This is a genomic window from Geothrix sp. (genome assembly GCF_020622065.1).
Lineage (GTDB): Bacteria > Acidobacteriota > Holophagae > Holophagales > Holophagaceae > Geothrix.
In genome coordinates, this window is the sequence record NZ_JAHRYQ010000002.1 from 145,104 (window position 1) to 163,357 (window position 18,254).

Here is an 18,254-nt window from a genome sequence, read left to right on the forward strand (position 1 = left end):
TGGGCCCCGTCCTGCCACAGGAGAGGACCGCCGAGGTTCCCACGGGGAGTAGGTCCATCCGTCCGTTCAGAGGATCGCCAGAGCCTGCCCCGTGAAGGATGCGGCACAGGCGGCCACCCGCTCGGGTGACCCCTCGACCACCACGCGTCCCCCGGCGGCACCTCCCTCGGGGCCCAGGTCGATGATCCAATCGCAGGCGGCGATGAAATCCAGGTCGTGCTCGACCGCCACGACGAGGTGGCCTTCTCCCGCCAGTCTACGAAGTGCGGCCCGCAGGCGGTCCACATCCTCGAAGCCCAGACCGCGCGTCGGCTCATCCAGCAAGACGGCGACCCTCCCCTTCCTGGGCGCGGCGAGCAGGCCGGCCAGGCGGAGGCGCTGGCGCTCACCCTCCGACAGGGTGCCCGCCTCCTGCCCCAGTCGAAGGTAGCCCAGGCCGACCTCGCGCAGCGCCCCCAGGCTCCTGCTCACCGCGGCGTCCTGGGCGAAGGCCTCCGCCAGCTCCGCCACACTGGCCTCCAGCGTGGCGGCGATGGACCGACCTGCCACCAGACACGCCAGCACCTCGGGCTGGAAACGCTGGCCCAGGCAGACCTCGCAGCCCACCGTGACATCCGGCAGCAGATCCATGGCCACAGTGATCACGCCGCGCCCCTCACAGGCCTCGCAGCGACCGCCCGGAGCGGCGGTGGAGAAATGCTTCGCCGAGAGCTTCGAGGCCTTGGCCCGGGGAGTCGCCGCATAGCGCCTGCGGAGGATCTCGCTCAGGCCCGAGAGGGTGAGGACCGTGCTCCGGCCCACCAGGCCCAGGCCTTCCTGATTCGCCGTGATCACCTCCCCAATGTCCGTGGTCAGCTCGATGCCCTCGCAGCCGACGGGGCCCCGGCCCTGCAGGTGATTCCGGAGCGAGGGCGCGAGCACATCCAGGACGAGGGTTGATTTCCCGCTTCCAGATACGCCCGTCACCCCCACCAGGACACCGGCCGGGAAGGCCACATCAATGCCCTGGAGGTTGTGGAGGTGGGCTCCCCGCACCCGGACGGCCGGGCTCCGAGTGGCCCCGCCCTGCCCGCCAATGACGGTGCGGGAGCGGCGGAGCTGGGCGCCGGTGCGGGATCCCGGGAGCTGCTTCAGATCCTCCGGCGTGCCCACGGCGAGGAGGCGCCCCCCTTCAGGCCCTGCCCCGGGCCCCAATTCGAGGATCTGGTCTGCCGCGGCGATGAGGCTGCTCTCGTGCTCGACCACCACGACGGCATTGCCGGCCTCCGCGAGCTTCTTCAGCACACCGCCCAGGCGCTGGATGTCCCGTGCATGGAGCCCCCGGGAGGGCTCATCCAGGATGTAGGTGACCCCCACGAGGCCCCCGTCCAGGGCGGCCGCCAAACGCACGCGCTGGGCCTCGCCACCCGAGAGGCTCGCCATCTCCCGCCGCACCGACAGATACCCCAGGCCAGCGTCCGCGAGGGCCTGGAACCGCCGGCGGAGGTCTTCCCGGAGATCGTGCGTGAGCGCATCCATTCGCGGGGAAAGCCCCTGGATGTCCAACCCGCCCAGCCATCCGAGAGCCTGGTCGATGGACGACCCCGTGGCCTCGGGGAATCGCAGTCCGCCAAAGCGGACGCTCCGGGCAACCGCCTTCAGCCGCTCCCCTCCACACTCTGGACAGGGATTGTCCACCAGAAGGGCCTCCAACTCCTCCCCCTTGGGGTCGGCATGAATCCGCTCGTATTCCCGATCCACCAGGGTCGCGAAACCCGGCCACTCCGTCTGGAGCCGGTGCACGCCCACCACCTTCCCCCGCCGGTAGTGCCAGGCCACCTCGTGCACCGTGCTGCCCGTGCCGGACATCGCCAGCCTGCGTTCCTCGGGCCCCAGCTCCCGCCAAGGCCGGCCGAGGTCCAGCCCGGCCCCTTCCGCGGCGCGCCGGAGGGTGGCCACGAACTGCCCGTCCGGTTCCCCCAGGTAGGCGCCGAAGCGGGTGCCGTCCATGGCGCCCCCATCCAGAGGGCGGTCCGGGTGGCTCACCAGCCGCTCGGGGTCGCAGCGCTGGAGGAAACCCAATCCTTTGCATGACGGGCAGGCACCGCGCTCCGAATGGGGCGAGAAATCCGAGGCCCAGAGCCCGGGGAGCCCCTGCCCGCAGCCGCAGCGGTCGCCCTGGGCCGGGGCTTCGCAGGCGGGACAGGGGCGCTCGCCGGCCCGGGCGAACAGGAGGCGGAGCAGTTCGTCCAGCTCCGTGACGGTGCCCACCGTGGAGCGGGGATTCCGACGGCCCGCCCGTTGGGGCACCGCCACGGCGGCCTGGAGCCCCCGGGCGGCGTCCAGTTCGGCGCCGCCCTTCCGCGGCAAGAGGCGCCGTGCCCAGGGGGAGATCAGGTCCGCGAAGCGGTTCTGGGCCTCGGCCAGGAGCGTATCGATGACCAGCGAGGACTTGCCGCATCCCGAAGGCCCCGTCACCACGGTCAGGCCCTGCGCCGGGATGACCAGGTCGAGGTTCCGGAGGTTGTGCGTGCGCACCCCCAGCAGCTCGATGGGCGGATCGTCCTCGCGGATGGCCGTCGGGAGCAGGGGCGGCAGGACCTCCCGCAGCGCGGCGCCCGTGAGCGAGTCCGGGCACGCGACGAGGGCGGCCGGAGGGCCGGAGGCCACCGCGCGCCCCCCCTCGGGGCCGCTCCCTGGACCGAGGTCCAGCACGCGGTCCGCGCGACGCACCACCTCCCGGTCGTTGTCCACCACCAGCAGGGTGTGGCCCGCCGCGAGCAGGTGGTCCCAGGCTGCCAGGAGCACCGCGACATCAGCGGCGTGGAGTCCCGTGGTGGGCTCGTCCAGGGCGATGAGGGCCGGGCCCTTGTCGGCCTTGGCCAGTTCCGTGGCCAGCTTCACCCGCTGGGCCTCGCCCCCGGAAAGCGTCGTGGCGGGCTGGCCCAGGGGCAGGTAGCCCAGCCCCACCTTCAGAAGCGCATCCAGGATGCGATGGAGCCTCGGGTGATCCGCAAAGAGGTCCGCAGCCTCGGCGATGCTCCCTTCCAGGAGGTCCGCCATGTTCCGCCTCCGGTACTGCACCGCCAGAACCTCGGGATGAAAGCGCCGCCCCCCGCAGAGGTCGCAGACCAGATCCACGCTGCCCAGGTACCGCATGCCGATTTCCTGCACGCCCGCGCCTTCGCAGGCCTCGCAGCGGCCCCCGGCCGTGTTGAAGGAGAAATGCCCCTTGCCCAGTCCCCGCACCTTGGCCTCGGCGGTGGCCGCGAACAGGTCGCGGATGAGGTCGAAGGCCCCGGTGTAGGTCGCCGCATTGGAGCGGGGCGTGCGCCCGATCGGATCGGCATCCACCTGGACGATGCGGCGGAAGGCGGCGCCGGGAACCTGGCCAGCCTGGATGCGGGCCACCACTTCCTCGAGCAGAGAGGTCTTCCCCGCTCCGGACACCCCGCAGATCACATGGAGGGCACCCGGTTCCAGCTCCAGGGAGAGGTTCTGGAGGTTGTTCCGGTTCAGGCCCTCCACGCGCAGGATTCCCTGGTCCGCGCGGGGTCGGCGCGGGGGCATGGTCCCGGGTCCCGTCAGCCCGGCCGCCAGCCAGGTCTGCGTGGGTGTGGGTGGCCCCTCGGTCTTTCGCGCGAGGAGTTCCGAAGGCGGGCCGCTCCACAGCAGCTGCCCGCCCTCCCGCCCCGGCCCGGGCCCCAGGTCGATCAACCAGTCGGCGGAGCGGGCCACGAGGGCATCGTGCTCCACCACCACCACCGTCTGGCCCTGGTCCCGGAGGCGCTTCAACACCGCGATCAGGCGACCCACCTCGTGAGGATGGAGGCCGGCCGTGGGCTCGTCCAGGACCACCAGCAGGCCCCGCAGCTCCCCCAGCGCCAGGCTGATCAGGCGCAGCCGCTGGGCCTCGCCGCGGGAGAGGCTGGGGGCCGGGCGGTCCAGGGTCAGATACCCCAGCCCCAGTTCCAGCAGGAGCTCGCAGCGGGCCAGCAGGTCGGCCCGGATGGGCTCCAGGACGGGCGCTTCCCCGGGCGAGGACACGACCCCCGCCAGGTGGTCCCGGAGCTCACGCACCGTCATGGCGGCAAGGTCCACGATGCGCATCCCACGCCAAGTCACCGCCAGCGCCTCGGGCCGCAACCGCGCGCCCTGACAGGCCGAGCAGCTGGAGCTCCGGACGAAGCGGAGGATCGAATCGTTGCGCTTGCCGCGCAGGATCTCCTCCATGACCGGCACCAGCCCCCGGTAGAAGCCCTCCTGGCGCGGCCGGGCCGTGATCCCCGTCCACTTCAGGCGCGACTCCAGAGGATGCTTGCCGTAGGGGATCTTCAGCCGGTCGGAGCCGAAGAGCACCACCTGGCGCGCCTCCTCGCTCAGGTCCCTCCAGGGGATGTCCACGGATCCGCCGTGGACCCGCAGCACGGAGTCCAGCACCTGGAGCGTCACCTGCGAGTACATGAGGTAGCCGTTCGGGGTGCTGACGCGCAGCGCCCCGTCCCTCAAGGACCTGGCGGAATCGGCCACCAGCAGGTTCAGGTCCAGGCGGTCCTCCACGCCGAGCCCCTTGCAGTGGGGGCAGGCTCCCTCCTCGCCGTTGAAGGAGAACAGGCCCCGGGTCGGATGGACGCCCTCGGGCGCCGTGCCCAGGCGTGCGAAGAGCAGGCGCAGCAGATCCCATCCCTCCGTGAGGGTCCCCACCGTGGACCGGGGATGGGCGAGGCTGGCGCGCTGGCCCACGGCCACCGCTGGGCCCAGCCCGCTGATGCTCCGCACCGCCGGCCGCGCGAGCCCGCCCATGAACTGGCGGGCGTAGGACGGCAGGGTCCCCAGGAAGCGGCGCTGCCCTTCCCGGAACAAGGTGTCGAAAGCCAGTGAGGACTTGCCGGAGCCGGACACCCCCGTGATGACCGTGAGGCTCCGGCGCGGAATCCGCACATCGAAGCCCGCGAGGTTATGTTCCTCCGCGCCTCGGACGACGATCTCCAGGTTTCCGCGTTCCACCAATGGGCACACCTTCTCCACCCATGGATTCTAGGGCCTGTTCCCTATTTCCGCCGAGCGGCCGGGCAGCCCCCCGAAGAGCATTTCCCGCAGCTCCCCCCGGGCTTGCCTCCACGCAGATCCTGGACCGCTCCGCGCAGGAAGTAGAGGGCCGCGAGGCCTGCCGCCGAGGCTGCGAGGAAGGATTGGACGCTCATGGCCACCTCACGCGAATCCGAAGGCTCGGCCCACGGCCACGGTGACCCAGGCCAGCCCCCAGCCCAGGACCAGCCCGTAGGCCACGGTGAAGCCGGCCCAGCCCCAGCTGCCTGCCTCCCGGCGGATCATGGCGATGGTGCCCAGGCACGGGGTGTAGATCAGGGTGAAGACCATGAAGGCCAGGGCGGTGAGGGGGCTCAGGCCGGAGTTGTCGCGCAGGGCCACCTGCAGGGGGCTGAGGCGCTCGCCCTCCTTGGGCTCGTCACTGGCCTGATGGATGACGGCCATGGTGGAGACCACGATCTCCTTGGCCACGAAACCCGCCGTGAGCGCGATGACATCCTTCCAGGCCTCGGCCCGCTTGTGGTCGGGGTCGAGGATGGGCCGCAGCAGGGGCTCCACCTTCTGGCCCAGCCGGGCGGCGAGGCTGGTGTTCACGATGCGGCTCTCGTGGGCCAGCTGGAGGGCCCTCAGGCGCTCGTCGGATTCGGCCTGCGGCAGGCCCAGCACCGAGACGGCCTGGCGCTGCTGCTGGTATTCCAGGGTCCATTCGCGGTTGGCGATGCCGGGATAGCGCGACAGGAACCAGATCAGCGTGGCCCCCGCGAAGATGGTGGTGCCGGCCCGGGTGAGGAAGATCGAGCCCTTCTCCCACATGTGGATGAGCGTGGCCTTCAGCACCGGCAGCCGATAGGGCGGCAGCTCCATCACGAAGGGCGAGCTGGGTCCGCTGAACAGGGCGCTGCGGAGCAGCCGGCCCATGAGCACCGCCAGGCCCAGGCCCAGGAAGTGCATGGCGATGATGGCGAGGGCCGCCTTGAAGGGCGTGAAGAAAGTCCCGGCGATGACGATGTAGACCTGCAGGCGCGCCGAACAGCTCACCAGGGGCGTCACGAGGATCGTGATGAGGCGGTCCTGGCGGCTTTCGATGGTGCGGGCCGCCTGGATGGCCGGCACATTGCAGCCGCTGCCCATGATGAGGGGGATGAAGCTCTTCCCGTGGAGGCCCATGACATGCATGAGGCGGTCCATGATGAAGGCCGCCCGGGCCATGTAGCCCGTGTCCTCCAGGAAGGCGATGCAGCCCATGAGGATCATGATCACGGGCACGAAGACGATCACGGCGCTCACGCCGGGGATCACGCCATCGACCAGCAGGCTGGTCAGCTCGCCCGCGGGCAGGCGGGCTTCCGCGAAGCCGGACAGCGCCTTGAAACCCTCGGCGATCCAATCCTGGGGGATCTTCCCGAGGATGAACGACACGGAGTACACCAGGGCCAGGATGCCCAGGAAGATGGGGATGCCCAGCAGGCGGTGGGTGAGGATCGCATCCAGCCGGGAGGTGGGTGTCCGGCCCTCGTCCGGCGCCGTGGCCACTTCCTTCACCAGGCCATGTGCGAAACCGTAGCGCCGCTCGGCCACCAGCGTGGCGCCGTCGGCGCCCAGGTGCGGCTCCAGGAAGGCGAAGCTCTTCGCCAGCTGCTGGCTGATCGCCTCGTTGGCGTGGCTCTCCGACACCCGGCGCTTGGCATCGGCATTGTTCTCCAGCAGCTGGAGGGCCAACCAGCGGGGCGGCATGGCCGCCTCGAGCAGCTCGTCGCGGCAGATCTCGGTCTCGAGCTTCCGCAGCTCGCCCTCGATGTCGTGCCCGTAGTCCACCGTGACGCGCCGGCAGCGGGTGGATTCCCCCCGGGCCAGGGCGGCCAGCAGGGCTTTCAGTTCGGGAATGCCCTGCTCGCGGTTGCCCACCGTCGGGATCACGGGGCCACCCAGGAGCGTCTCCAGGGCGGGCACATCGATGCGCACGCCGCGGTTCTCGGCATCGTCCACCATGTTCAGGACGAAGGCCACGGGCTTGCCGAGTTCCAGCAGCTGGGTGCTGAGGTAGAGGTTCCGCTCCAGGTTCGAGGCGTCGAGCACATTCAGGACCAGGTCCACATCGGGCGAAGCCAGGAAACCGGCGGCCACACGCTCATCCTCGCTGCGGGCGGCCAGCGAGTAGGTGCCGGGCAGGTCCACCACCTCCAGGGTCGAGCCGTCCTGCTCGAAGGTTCCGCTGCGCCGCTCCACGGTGACGCCGGGCCAGTTGCCCACATGATGCCGGGCCCCGGTGAGGGCGTTGAACAGGGTGGTCTTCCCGCAGTTCGGATTGCCCGCGAGGGCGATGGTCAGGGCCATCAGGCCACCCGCTGGACGAGGATGCAGGCGCTCTCGTCCCGCCGCAGCGACAGGTGGTAGCCCTTGATCACGAGCTCCATGGGATCGCCCAGCGGCGCCAGCTTCTCAACCCGGAGGCGCGCCCCCCGGATGAAGCCCATCTCCAGCAGACGCTGACGGATCTGACCCTGGGCCTGCACCTGGATGACCTCCCCCTCGTCCCCCGGTTGGAGGTCGCTCAGGGGGATTGATAGATTTTGAGTCATAATCTCAACTCCACGATCCAGTGTAGCTCAGCCTCAGGGTGCTACAAGCCGGAAGTCAAAGGATGTGATCTCCGTCTAAACTAGACCGGACATGACCTCCTCCAGCCCACTGACTCTGCCCAACGCGCTGACCTTGCTGCGGATCCTGGCGATCCCCTTTTTCGCCATCGCGGTCTGGTACGGCCACCACTGGCAGGCCTTCGGGCTCTTTGCCGCCGCAGGGTTCACCGACCTGCTGGATGGCCTCATCGCCCGGGCCTTCAACCAGCGCTCAGACCTGGGGGCCGTGCTGGATCCGGCCGCGGACAAGCTGCTGATGACCACGGCCTTCATCCTCCTGGCCTGGCGCACCCAGGGCATGGCCGCGCCCATCCCCGTGTGGGTGGCCATCCTCGCCATCACGCGGGATCTGGTGATCTCGTTCTACGCCTTCGCCTCGGTCGATCGTCTCAGCGACAGCAAGTTCCACCCGAGCCTGCTGGGCAAGCTCAGTACCGCCATGCAGCTGATCGCCGTCTCGCTCGGCCTGCTCTTCAACGCCCTGGGCTACCGGCCCTGGATGGATCCCTTCCTCCCCGAGATGTACTGGCTGGTGGCCGCCCTGGTGCTGGCCTCGGGCATCCACTACTTCATGCGGGCCACGCGGACGCCCGTGGCCTGATAGACTGGCTCTTCCGCGTCGGGAGACGCCGAAGGAGCTGCCATGAGAAAGCCCGCCCCGAAGGGGTCCCGCACCGCGCCCACCACCCGCAAGCCTGCCACCGGCCGTCCGGCCGCCGGCGTAACTCGGGGCTCGGCTTCCGCCCGTCCGGCCCCAGGTCCAGCCCGGTCACCGTCCGCCTCCCGCCCGTCCTCGAGTGCGGGCGCCCGCCCCTCTGCCGGCGCTCCCACCCGGCGACCGGCCATCGACAAGACCCGACCCGCGGCCAAGCAGGCCCCGCGCAAAGCCGCAGCCCCTCACCCCAGCGGTGGCGCCTCGCCTCGTCCTCCCCGGACCGGGCAGGACCGCCTGCAGAAGATCCTGGCCGCCGCGGGCATCGCCAGCCGCCGGGCCTGCGAACAGATCATCCTCGACGGCCGTGTGCAGGTGAACGGGAGGACCGTCACCGAGCTGGGCACCTGCGCGGATCCCCGCCGGGACGAGATCACTGTGGACCTGGTCGAGATCCAGCGCGAGGCGCCGGTCTACATCCTCATGAACAAGCCGAAGGGCTATGTGACCACCGTGCGGGACGACCAGGGCCGCCCCACCGTGATGGCGCTGCTCAAGGGCGTGCCGGGCCGGCTCTACCCGGTGGGCCGCCTGGACTTCAACTCCGAAGGGCTGCTGCTCATGACCAACGACGGGGCCCTGGCCCAGGTGCTCATGGGACCTGAACACGAGATTCCCAAGGTCTACCTCGTCAAGGTGCACCGCAACCCCCGGCCCGAACTCCTGAAGGAATTCCAGGAAGGCTTCCTGCTCAGCGGGCGCCGCCTCAAGCCCTGCCACATCGAGATCGCGGAGAAGGGTGACAATCCCTGGCTGAAGGTGACCCTCACCGAAGGCAAGAACCAGCAGATTCGTCGCATGTTCGCCGCCGTGGGCCACCCCGTCAGCAAGCTGCGCCGGGTGCAGTTCGGCCCCCTGGCCGATCCCCTGCTGAAGCCCGGCGCCTGGCGCTATCTGAGCCCCCAGGAGATCGCGGCGATCAAGAGCCTGTAGCCTCAGGCCAGGTGGAGGCTCCGGACCGCCAGGAGGATCTCCCGCAGGAAGAACACGAGCGCCGCCACGAAGGCGGCCATGGCCAGGATGAAGAGCGAGGCCACCGCCCCGGCCACGCTGGCCTTCATCACCGCGCCCAGGAACACCGTGGCGATGCTGACGCAGACCAGCAGCGCCGCCGTGGTGCCGAAGGTGATGGCCAGGTTGATCAGGTTCCGCCGTCGCGCCAGGGTGTGCATCTCATCATGGATGGCCGCGAGTCGGATTTCCGAAGCCGTCTCGAGCAGCTCCTTCAGCGCGCGGGCCCGATCCACGATGCGGGCCAGCCGCGTGGACAGCACGCCCAGGATCGTCCCGATGGAAGTCAGCAGGAAGACCGGCGCCACCGAGAGCTGGATGACATGCGAAATGTCGTAGATGGTCTGGTCGGAGACGGGTGCGGGCATGGCTACATAGCTATCAGCTGAACGCCGAATCCGCTAGAGCGCCTCTTCCTCGAAATCCAGCATGTGGCCGCTCTTGCGGGCCTTGGTCTTGAGATAGCGCAGGTTGTGGGGATTGGAAGCCAGCTGGTGGCGCTCCCGCTCGACCTCGATGCCCGCCGATTCCAGCGCGCCGATCTTGCGCGGGTTGTTGGTCAGCAGCTTGACCTTGGTGATGCCGAAGAACTTCAGCATCTCCACGGCGCAGTCGTAGGTGCGGAGGTCATCGGGGAAGCCCAGCGAGTGGTTGGCCTCCACGGTGTCGAGCCCCTGCTCCTGCAGCGCGTAGGCCTTGAGCTTGTTCAGGAGGCCGATGCCGCGGCCCTCCTGGCGCAGGTAGAGCACCATGCCACCATGCTCGGCCACATGGCGAAGGCCTTCCTCCAGCTGCTGCCGGCAGTCGCACTTGAGGCTGCCCAGCACATCCCCCGTCCAGCATTCGGAATGGATGCGCACCGGGATGCGCCGCCGGGCGTCGATCTCTCCCGCCACGATGGCCAGGTGCTCCTTGCCCGTGGCGTGCTCCAGGAAGCCGTAGACCGTGAACTTCCCGAAGATGGACGGGACATTGGCCTTGGCGATGAAGGGGACCTTCTCCGCCTGCAGCTTGCAGAAGAGTTCGAGCTTCGGGGCGCTGCTGGGTTCTTTGGGGGTCATGGGATTCCAGGAAGGGGTGCGTCCACGCCATTGGATGCCGCCCAGGGGAATAAGAAGTCTGAAGTCAGGGTCTGTTCAGGGCAACCCCATAGTGTCCTACTTATAATCTAGACAATATCCTTCGCCATCTGAGCCTGGACGGCGGCCTCCACCTGCGCGATGAAGGCTGGCAGGGGCTGCGCGACCTTCGCGCCCGAAGCCAGCCGGTGGCCGCCACCGCCGAACAAACGGCAGACCGCGTTCACATCCACCCGCTCGCGGGAGCGCAGGCTGACCTTGGCGCGGCCATCCGCGGTCTCGGAAAAGAGGGCCGCGACTTCCACTCCGAACAGCTTGCGGGGTTCCTCCACCAGCTCATCCAGATCCTCGTGCGTGGCGCCGCAGGCGGCCAGATCCGCCGCGGTCACGGCGACATAGGCGAAGCGGCCGGCGTCCCGCAGCTGGAGTCCCCCCATGGCCCGGCCGAAGAGCTTGAGCTTGGCAGGCGTGGCAGTCTGATAGAGCGCGTTGTAGGTGCGGGCGGGGTGGACGCCCTGGGCGATGAGATCGGCCGCGGCATGGTGGATCTTCGGCGTGGTGTTGGAGTGCCGGAAATTGCCGGTGTCGCTCACCATGCCGGCGTAGAGGGCCTGGGCCATCACGGGCGGAAGGTCGCCGCCGAGGCGGGGCCGCACCAGGTCGTAGACCAGCTCCGTGCTGGCGCTGGCCGTGGGATCCGTGAATTCGTCATCGAAGCCCTGCGGGGCATCCTTGAGGTGATGGTCGAGGCAGGCGCGTTCGGCCCCGGTGCCCTGGAACGCCGCGAAGAGCGGCCCCATCCGGTGGGGTTCCGAGGCGTCGATGAGCAGCCAGGCATCGGGCCAGGCGGCCAGGTCCGCATGGACACCGCCGGGCTCGAAGGCCTCGATCCAGCCCTCGGGATCCAGGAAGCGCAGGTTCTCGGGAAGGACCGGCGTCACCACGATGCGGACCGCCTTGCCCTGCCCTTTCAGGTGGGCGGCCAGAGCGATCGCCGCGCCCACGCCGTCCCCATCCGGGTTCTCGTGCGTGGTGAGAAGGACCTTGGTGTGGCGGTCGAGAAAGTCGGCGAAGCGATCCAGCATGAATCCTGACCTCGAAAGTCAGGATATCAGAGCTGCTCCCGTTTGCTCTCCAGACTGCCCGGCTTGAAGGCCTTCAGCTCGTGCACCACTTCCGCGAGCAGGGCCCGCTTGAGGGCGTAGGGCAGGAAGGCGCTCTTGAAGCCCATGATGATGAGCTCCTTGATCTCCTCGAGGTTGAAGTTCAGCTCTTCGTGGATGACCTGGAATTCGCGGCTCACGGTGGTGGCCGTGACCATGCGGTTGTCCGTGTTCACCGTGACGCGCAGGCCCAGGTCATAGAACAGCCGGATCGGGTGATCGGCCATCTTCTTCACGGCCTTGGTCTGCACATTGCTCGACGGGCAGCACTCCAGCGGAATGCGGTGGTCATTCACATAGTTCAGCAGGTCGCCGTCCTCGATGAGCCGCACGCCGTGGCCGATGCGGTGCGCCCCGCAGAGGTGGATGGCCTGGTGGATGCTCTCGGGGCCGTAGGCCTCGCCCGCGTGCAGGGTGCAGTTGATGTTGTTCTGCAGGACCCGGCCGAAGGCATCCTTGTGGCGCTTGGCGGGAAAGTTCTCCTCGGCGCCCGCCAGGTCGAAGCCCACCACGCCCTTGTTCTTGAAGGCCACGGTGAGATCCGCCAGGCGCAGCGAGATGTCGGGCGAGATGTGGCGCATGCCGCAGAGGATGACGCCGGTCTTGATGTTGTACTTCCGCTCCGCCTGGGCCAGCCCCTCAAGCACCGCCTGGACGATGGCATGAAGCGTGAGCCCCTTCTGCTGATGGAGGATGGGGCTGTACCGCACCTCCATGTAGCGGACATTCTCCTTGGCCGCATCCTCGGCCAGCTCGAAGGCGGTGCGGACCAGGCTCTCGTAGGTCTGCATCACGGACAGCGTCACATCGAAGGCCCGGAGGTACTCCACGAGGGACTTGCAGTCCTCGCCGACCTCCACGAAGGGGCGCAGGCCCTCCATGCTGTCCGCCGGCAGCTTCACCTTCTGCTGCTCGGCCAATTCGAGGATGGTGGGAATGCGGAGGCTGCCGTCGAGATGGACATGCAGGTCCGTCTTGGGAAGGCGCTGGAGATCCTGGAGCGTGAGTTTCGGCATGGCCTAGCCTAGCGCCTCGCAGGGCCGCGGGCTACGGCCATGAGACTGGAGCATGAGGCCGAGGGACATGCAGCAGCCCTGGATTACCCTTCAGACATTCAGCTGGCTCAGGCGGTGGGCAAGGGTGGGGGCGTCGGTCTCCAGCGCCTGGCAGTCCTTGCAGAGCCCGAAGATCTGGTGGCTGTGGTGCATGGGCTTGAAGCCGTATTCCTGGCAGATGGTGTCCTGGAGCGCCTCGAGCTTGGGCCGGAAGAACTCGATGATGGCGTCGCAGTTCAGGCAGATCAGGTGGTCGTGGTGCTCATCGCTCCGCACCGCCTCGTAGTGGGCGTGCTGGTCACCGAAGCTGCTCTTCCGCACCAGCCCGCACTGCACCAGCAGGTCGAGGGTGCGGTAGACGGTGGCGCGGCTGATGGCCTTGCCCTTCTGCTTCAAGGCCATGTGGAGCTGGTCCGCGTCGAAGTGGTGGGCCTGGCCGAAGACCTCCTCCACCAGCTCCAGCCGCTCGCCTGTCAACTTCAACTGGCGCGAGCGCAGGAAGGTCTCGAAACGCTGCTGTTCTTCGGGGCGGTCGGTCTTCTGCTTTCGCATGGGATCCTCGGTGGGGAAGTCTATCCGGTCCACCCGGCTAATCGCATTTTACTGCTGAAAAAAGAAAGGGTATGATGAATTCATCGTATACATAGTGGAGCCGCCATGGCCATCGTCATTATCCAGTCCCCCAATCTTGCACCGGAACAGGAGACCCGCATCGGCGAGCGGATCATTACGGCCCTTCAACAGGAAGGTATCGCACCCGGTTCCGTGGTGGTGATGTTCCGGCCCGAGCGGGGCGACATCTATCTGGATGGCCTGCTGGTCCAAGCCGAAACCCCCGCCCGAATTCAGCCTCCTGCGCCGATCGCGGCAAAGCCCGCCGCCCCGGTGGCGGCCGGGGAACCCGCCGGCTTCAAGACCAAGGCCCGCCGTTCCAAACCCGAACTGGAGGATCTGAAGCAGGGCCTGATGCAGAAGCTGCAGGACAAGGGTTCCCTCAGCAGTTTCGAGGCCCAGGTGGCCCTGGACCTCAAGGATTGCGACTGGGCGCCGGCCACGCTTCGCCGGCTGTTCACGGAACTGGAGGAAGCCAAGCTCATCACCAAGAGCGGCCAGAAGCGGGGCACGCGCTATGTCTGGAAGGGCATGGTGAACACGCCCCAGGTGCCTCCCGCGGTGAAGCTGGTGAAGGCGGAGTCGGACGAGGAGTAATGCTCTCCGGAGGTTCCCTCCCAACGCATGCGCAGAAGCCCGGCTAAGCCGGGCTTCTGCTTTGATGCACCGGAAGTCCCATGCCCTGCCACACTCGCGCTATGGATTGGTTCGCCTGGGATTTCGATCACCCCGCCTATTTCCAGATCTACGCGGACAAGGCGGCCGATGCCGCCCTGGAAGGCCCTGCCCTCGCGGCCCTGCTGGATCTCCCGACCGGAAGCCGCGTGCTGGACCTGCCCTGCGGCTGGGGGCGCCTCCATCCCCACTTGAAGGCCCGGGGCCTGGAGGTGGTGGGAGGCGACCTGAGCGCCCTCAACCTGCGCCGCCACGCCGAGGAACACCCGGCGCCCCTGGCCCGTCTGGACCTCCGGGCCCTTCCCTTCCGCGGCGGTTGCGCCGACGGCGTCTTCTGCGCGTTCACGAGTTGGGGCTACTTCGCCACGGAGGAGGAGAACCTGCGCCAGCTGTCGGAAGCCGGCCGGGTCTTGCGCCCCGGTGGCGCCCTGCTCCTGGATCTGGTGGGTCGGGACTTCCTGCGGGCCTCCGTGGCCGAAGTGGAAGGCTACTGGCTGGACTTCCCCCACGAGGGCTACCAGGAGCGCGCCACCTGGAGCCCCGACCACCGGCGCATCCTCACCGAGCGGCGCTGCCAGGGCCAGGGCTTCCGCCACGACATCTGGATACCCACGGATGCCGAGGTGCAAGCCTGTCTCGCACAGGCCGGCTTCCGCGCCATCGAGGCCTACGGTGGCCTGGATGGGCGCCCCTGGGACGCCGCGGCCGAGCGGTGGATCTACCGGGCCGTCAGGTCCTGATGCCCTTCATGGCCAGCAGGTAGGCGGCAAAGCCGAGACCCGACAGACCCAGGGCCCAGGCCAGCCCCAACCCCTGCACCAGAGCCCCTCCCACCAGAGGGCCCACCATCATGCCTACGGAGTAGGCCAGGTTCAGGATGGAGAAGGCCGAGGCGAAGCTCTGGCTCCCCAGCCGCTCCACCTGGTCCGCCACGGCGGGACTGCAGGGGCTCATGATGAAGCTCGCCGTGCTGCCCAGCCCCATCATGGCCACCACCACCATCCAGGACCGGGGCAGCAGGGCGGGAAGGGGCAGCAGGATCGCCGCCAGGACCAGCCCCACGCGCAACACCCGGGCCCGGCCGATGCGGTCCGACAAACGGCCCATCAGGGGCGAGGTGAGGGTGTGCGCCACGGCCGCCGCCGCGAAACAGAGGCCGATCTGCGTCGGAGACTGGCCCAGCCTGCGGTTGAAATCCAGTGGCAGGGTGGATTCCAGGAGGGCCCACAGGCAGGAGCCCAGCGCCATGGCGCCGGCGAAGACCCGGATGGTCCGGTTGGACAGCAGCTGTCGGAAAGGGAGCTTCGGGCCCCTTTTCGGTTCCGTCACCGGCAACAGGAAGGCCCGGCCCGCCGCGTCCAGAGCCACCAGGACCGCGCCCAGCAGGAAAGGCGTGGAAGGACCGCCATGCTGATCGAGGAAACCCGAAAGCGGAGGCCCGATCAGCACCCCGAGATTCGCGGCGGCGAAGGCCGTGCCCATGGCCTTTCCCCGGGATTCGGCCGGAAAGTGATCCGCCAGCAGGGCCATGCCCGGCAGCCAAGTCGCCGCGCCGGCCACGCCCTGGAGGAAGCGCGCCAGCACCAGCAGCCAGTACTGCTTCGACACCGCGAACACCAGCGTCGTGACCATCAGTCCCGCCAGACCCCAGAGCATGGTTCCGCGGCGGCCGTAGCGGTCCGTGAGCAGAGCGACGGGAAAAGTCGCCAGCAGCAACGCCACGGCGTAGCTGCCGAAGAGGATCCCCACCTCCATCTGGTTCAGCTGCAGGTCGCGGGCATACCGCGGCAGAAGGGGTACCAGCAGGTAGTAGAGGAGCATGTCCACATGAAAGGCAAGGGCCGTCACGAGGAGCGCAGCAGTGGGGGGTGCGGGGCGACGCATCCCCCCACTATCGCATCGCGCCGATCAGTCCCGGGCCATCTCCACCTTGGGATAGCCCACGCGGAAGCCACAGGCTTCGTACGAACGCTGGCTGGCCGTTCCCGGCGCCGTGGAGGCGCAGGCAAGGTCGCAGCCGCGCCCTTGCGCGAAGGCCAAGCGGGCCCGGATGAGCACCTTCTGCAGGCCCCGGCCCCGGAAGCGGGGGATCACGGCGTCGCCCGACAGGAGGGCCACGCCGTCGACGATCCCAAGCATGCCGCCTCCGGCGGGTTCTCCGTCCACGACGGCCAGGAACCCCCAGGCATCTGGGACCGAGAGAGAAACCTCGAAGGGAGGGACCAGACCGCGCCAGTCGTCCCGTCCCAAGAATCCCGCCGCCACGATTCGGTTGTAGGAGCCGGCCTCCTCCAGTTCCGCTCTGCGGACCTCCGATGGCGGCGGCGCCTCCTCCACCTCGGCCAGGGAGCGGATCCACAGCTGCTGGAACTGCTGCAGGCGATAGCCCCGCCGGGCGAGCAGGGGCCATAGATCCGGGGCGGCGCCGGGGCTCAGCTCCAGCACGGTCGGCGTGCCGAGAAAGGATTCAATGGCTTCGAGCTCGGCCTCGGCGATCGGGTCGATCAGACCCAACGCCTGATTCAGAGGATGGCCCGGACCGCGGGCATGGGCGAAGCCGCCACCCACGGAGAGGCTGCGGCCACCGGCGGCTTGGTTGAAGCGCTCGTTCTGACGGGCCTGGGCGTCCTCGAGGCGACGGGCCAGGCTGGGTAGGTCATGGAACATGGGAATCTCCGGGAAACAGGTCCGTCCGGCCGCCGCGATGGCGGCCCGGTGCGATGCCGCGCCCATGCGTCAGCCGGGGCGCACGACGCCACCACCCGTTCCAGGCGTGCCGAGGTGGCGATGGGAGGTGCTGATCAGAGGCCTATCCAGAGAGGAGACCAGCCTACTCCAATCAAATACGCGCAGCGCGGAATCCTGGAATCGGGGCAAAGCGAAGCAGCGCCCCGCTGGGCTTCGCGCGGAGTCCAGGGTGTGCGCGCAGCGCGGAGCTATGGAATCAGGGCAAAGCGAAGCACGGCTTCGCCGGGCCGAGCGTGGGGGTCCGGGGGTGTGCGCGCAGCGCGGAACCCCCGGAGGATACAAGCACGGCCCCCTTGCGGAGGCCGTGGTGGATCGGTAAGCCGGGTTCTGTCGTGGAGCGTCATTCCTCTGGGATGAATGTCACCACCCACCTCGTGCGACCTACCCGCCGGCTCGGTCGGGTCAACCCTCGCCGCTTGCGCGGTGCGCCGGCCTATTTGGTCTTGCTCCCTGGGGGGTTTACCATGCCCGTCCTGTTGCCAGTCCGGCGGTGGGCTCTTACCCCACCGTTTCACCCTTACCTGTGATCCGAGGATCCATCGGCGGTCTGTTCTCTGTTGCACTGTCCGTCGGGTCACCCCGCCCTGGCGTTACCAGGCCCAGCACCCTGCGGAGCCCGGACTTTCCTCTGCCCTTGCGGACAGCGACGCCCTGACCCACACCTTCACGGTATCACCTCAGCCGGAAGTTCAAGGTGAGCTTGAAGCGGGCGGCCACGGACCGGCCATCGATCCGGGCCGGCTCGAAGCGCCACTGCCGCGCCGCCTGCAGGGCGGCCTCGTGAAGGGCCTGGGGACCTTCCAGGACCTGCACCTGGATCGGCACGCCCTGATCGTCCACCGTCATCGAGAGGACCACCGAGCCCTGGATGCGCGCGCGGCGGGCGAAGTCCGGGTACACCGGCTCCACGCGGCGAAGCTCCCTCAGCCCGATCATGGTGAAGTCTCGAACCCCGGGGCCGGCCGTTCCCACGGACAGGACCGATCCGTTGGCCTGGGCCGATCCATTGGCTTGGGCCAGGGAGTCGGCGCGCCCGGGCCCCGCCACCGGAAGATCCCCGCGATGATTCTCCGTGGGGAGGCTCGCTGCGGGAATCTCAGGATCCACGCGGGGCGCTGCCACGACCGGAGCCGTGGGGAAGGCGAGGCCTCCACCCGGGTTCCCGGAAGCGGGAAGCCGATGTTCGATGATCCGCGGCATTCGCGGCCCCTCGAACTCGATGATCCGCTCGGGTCTCGTGGGGCGATTCACCTGCAGGATGGCGGCGGGCGCGAGCGACGCCAGCGCCAGAGCCGCGCCTCCGATCAGGAGGTAGACCAGCCCGGACAGGGTCGCCGCAAGCCGGTACTCGGAAGGGGGTGCCGAGGCCGCGATGGCGCAGGGCTGGAGGGTGGGCGGCAGGTCCGCGTAGGCAGGCCCCTGGCCGCGCGGGAACGCGAAAGGGAACATGACATCTCCTGTGGGTGGCGTTCCGTGGCCTCCCGCAGATCCGGCAGCCACCGCTGGTGGTGGACATCGGTTGGCGGCAATCC

Annotated in this window: 15 protein-coding genes and 1 other RNA gene; 4 read left to right on the plus strand and 12 right to left on the minus strand. The window is 68.7% G+C overall.

From position 1 onward, the window contains the following. Positions 1-66 precede the first annotated feature (66 nt). From QZ647_RS10200 to QZ647_RS10210, 3 genes are all read right to left on the minus strand, one after another. Complete coding sequence (locus tag QZ647_RS10200) at positions 67-4,986, minus strand: excinuclease ABC subunit UvrA (RefSeq protein ID WP_291272066.1); 4,920 nt, start codon at positions 4,984-4,986, stop codon at positions 67-69. Positions 4,987-5,190: 204 nt separating this feature from the next. Further along, the gene (gene feoB, locus QZ647_RS10205; protein ID WP_291272067.1) at positions 5,191-7,362 is read right to left on the minus strand and encodes a ferrous iron transport protein B; all 2,172 of its coding nucleotides are present in this window, start codon (positions 7,360-7,362) and stop codon (positions 5,191-5,193) included. After that, positions 7,362-7,607 carry a FeoA family protein gene (locus tag QZ647_RS10210; protein WP_286355406.1) on the minus strand — a complete coding sequence of 82 codons (246 nt, stop codon included), beginning with the start codon at positions 7,605-7,607 and terminating at the stop codon, positions 7,362-7,364. Before QZ647_RS10210 ends, feoB begins: the two co-directional genes overlap by 1 nt. Before the next feature lie 91 nt (positions 7,608-7,698). Here QZ647_RS10210 and pgsA point away from each other — a divergent pair, with 91 nt between their 5' ends. Both pgsA and QZ647_RS10220 read left to right on the plus strand, forming a co-directional pair. After that, positions 7,699-8,268 (plus strand): CDP-diacylglycerol--glycerol-3-phosphate 3-phosphatidyltransferase, encoded by a 570-nt coding sequence (pgsA, locus tag QZ647_RS10215; protein ID WP_291272068.1) that lies wholly within the window; start codon positions 7,699-7,701, stop codon positions 8,266-8,268. A gap of 42 nt (positions 8,269-8,310) precedes the next feature. Then, complete coding sequence (locus QZ647_RS10220) at positions 8,311-9,312, plus strand: pseudouridine synthase (protein ID WP_291272069.1); 1,002 nt, start codon at positions 8,311-8,313, stop codon at positions 9,310-9,312. 2 nt (positions 9,313-9,314) lie between these two features. Here QZ647_RS10220 and QZ647_RS10225 read toward each other — a convergent pair whose 3' ends face one another. From QZ647_RS10225 to QZ647_RS10245, 5 genes are all read right to left on the minus strand, one after another. Then, on the minus strand, positions 9,315-9,758 hold the full coding sequence (locus tag QZ647_RS10225; RefSeq protein ID WP_291272070.1) for a DUF2721 domain-containing protein: 444 nt from the start codon (positions 9,756-9,758) through the stop codon (positions 9,315-9,317). Between the two features lie 33 nt (positions 9,759-9,791). Continuing rightward, positions 9,792-10,451 (minus strand): GTP cyclohydrolase II, encoded by a 660-nt coding sequence (gene ribA / locus QZ647_RS10230; protein ID WP_286355402.1) that lies wholly within the window; start codon positions 10,449-10,451, stop codon positions 9,792-9,794. Between the two features lie 107 nt (positions 10,452-10,558). Beyond that, positions 10,559-11,554, minus strand: a complete 996-nt coding sequence (locus QZ647_RS10235) for a bifunctional oligoribonuclease/PAP phosphatase NrnA (protein ID WP_291272071.1) — start codon at positions 11,552-11,554, stop codon at positions 10,559-10,561. A 26-nt stretch (positions 11,555-11,580) separates the two neighbouring features. Then, positions 11,581-12,648: an adenosine deaminase gene (gene add / locus QZ647_RS10240; RefSeq protein ID WP_291272072.1), complete on the minus strand. Its 1,068-nt coding sequence runs from the start codon at positions 12,646-12,648 to the stop codon at positions 11,581-11,583. Between the two features lie 90 nt (positions 12,649-12,738). After that, positions 12,739-13,239, minus strand: coding sequence for a transcriptional repressor (locus QZ647_RS10245; protein ID WP_286355399.1), 501 nt, complete (start codon positions 13,237-13,239; stop codon positions 12,739-12,741). A gap of 105 nt (positions 13,240-13,344) precedes the next feature. Here QZ647_RS10245 and QZ647_RS10250 point away from each other — a divergent pair, with 105 nt between their 5' ends. Next, positions 13,345-13,896, plus strand: coding sequence for a hypothetical protein (locus QZ647_RS10250; protein WP_291272073.1), 552 nt, complete (start codon positions 13,345-13,347; stop codon positions 13,894-13,896). Positions 13,897-13,976: 80 nt separating this feature from the next. Continuing rightward, on the plus strand, positions 13,977-14,714 hold the full coding sequence (locus tag QZ647_RS10255) for a class I SAM-dependent methyltransferase (protein WP_291272074.1): 738 nt from the start codon (positions 13,977-13,979) through the stop codon (positions 14,712-14,714). On the opposite strand, the gene QZ647_RS10260 is transcribed toward QZ647_RS10255, so the two are convergent. The 4 genes from QZ647_RS10260 to QZ647_RS10275 all read right to left on the minus strand — a co-directional run bounded on the left by QZ647_RS10260 (position 14,704) and on the right by QZ647_RS10275 (position 18,171). Next, positions 14,704-15,858, minus strand: coding sequence for an MFS transporter (locus QZ647_RS10260; protein WP_291272075.1), 1,155 nt, complete (start codon positions 15,856-15,858; stop codon positions 14,704-14,706). The genes QZ647_RS10255 and QZ647_RS10260 overlap by 11 nt on opposite strands. A 24-nt stretch (positions 15,859-15,882) precedes the next feature. Continuing rightward, positions 15,883-16,641, minus strand: coding sequence for a GNAT family N-acetyltransferase (locus QZ647_RS10265; RefSeq protein ID WP_291272076.1), 759 nt, complete (start codon positions 16,639-16,641; stop codon positions 15,883-15,885). A 381-nt stretch (positions 16,642-17,022) separates the two neighbouring features. Next, an RNA gene (gene rnpB, locus QZ647_RS10270) (RNase P RNA component class A) lies at positions 17,023-17,385 on the minus strand. A gap of 9 nt (positions 17,386-17,394) precedes the next feature. Further along, the gene (locus QZ647_RS10275) at positions 17,395-18,171 is read right to left on the minus strand and encodes an energy transducer TonB (RefSeq protein ID WP_291272077.1); all 777 of its coding nucleotides are present in this window, start codon (positions 18,169-18,171) and stop codon (positions 17,395-17,397) included. Between the last annotated feature and the right edge of the window lie 83 nt (positions 18,172-18,254).

Bases quoted from the DNA above. Each gene is read 5' to 3' on its own strand.
- feoB (WP_291272067.1), bottom strand. From the start codon at position 7,362: ATGGCCCTGACCATCGCCCTCGCGGGCAATCCGAACTGCGGGAAGACC.
- QZ647_RS10210 (WP_286355406.1), bottom strand. From the start codon at position 7,607: ATGACTCAAAATCTATCAATCCCCCTGAGCGACCTCCAACCGGGGGAC.
- pgsA (WP_291272068.1), top strand. From the start codon at position 7,699: ATGACCTCCTCCAGCCCACTGACTCTGCCCAACGCGCTGACCTTGCTG.
- QZ647_RS10220 (WP_291272069.1), top strand. From the start codon at position 8,311: ATGAGAAAGCCCGCCCCGAAGGGGTCCCGCACCGCGCCCACCACCCGC.
- QZ647_RS10225 (WP_291272070.1), bottom strand. From the start codon at position 9,758: ATGCCCGCACCCGTCTCCGACCAGACCATCTACGACATTTCGCATGTC.
- ribA (WP_286355402.1), bottom strand. From the start codon at position 10,451: ATGACCCCCAAAGAACCCAGCAGCGCCCCGAAGCTCGAACTCTTCTGC.
- QZ647_RS10235 (WP_291272071.1), bottom strand. From the start codon at position 11,554: ATGCTGGATCGCTTCGCCGACTTTCTCGACCGCCACACCAAGGTCCTT.
- add (WP_291272072.1), bottom strand. From the start codon at position 12,648: ATGCCGAAACTCACGCTCCAGGATCTCCAGCGCCTTCCCAAGACGGAC.
- QZ647_RS10245 (WP_286355399.1), bottom strand. From the start codon at position 13,239: ATGCGAAAGCAGAAGACCGACCGCCCCGAAGAACAGCAGCGTTTCGAG.
- QZ647_RS10250 (WP_291272073.1), top strand. From the start codon at position 13,345: ATGGCCATCGTCATTATCCAGTCCCCCAATCTTGCACCGGAACAGGAG.
- QZ647_RS10255 (WP_291272074.1), top strand. From the start codon at position 13,977: ATGCCCTGCCACACTCGCGCTATGGATTGGTTCGCCTGGGATTTCGAT.
- QZ647_RS10260 (WP_291272075.1), bottom strand. From the start codon at position 15,858: ATGCGTCGCCCCGCACCCCCCACTGCTGCGCTCCTCGTGACGGCCCTT.
- QZ647_RS10265 (WP_291272076.1), bottom strand. From the start codon at position 16,641: ATGTTCCATGACCTACCCAGCCTGGCCCGTCGCCTCGAGGACGCCCAG.
- QZ647_RS10275 (WP_291272077.1), bottom strand. From the start codon at position 18,171: ATGTTCCCTTTCGCGTTCCCGCGCGGCCAGGGGCCTGCCTACGCGGAC.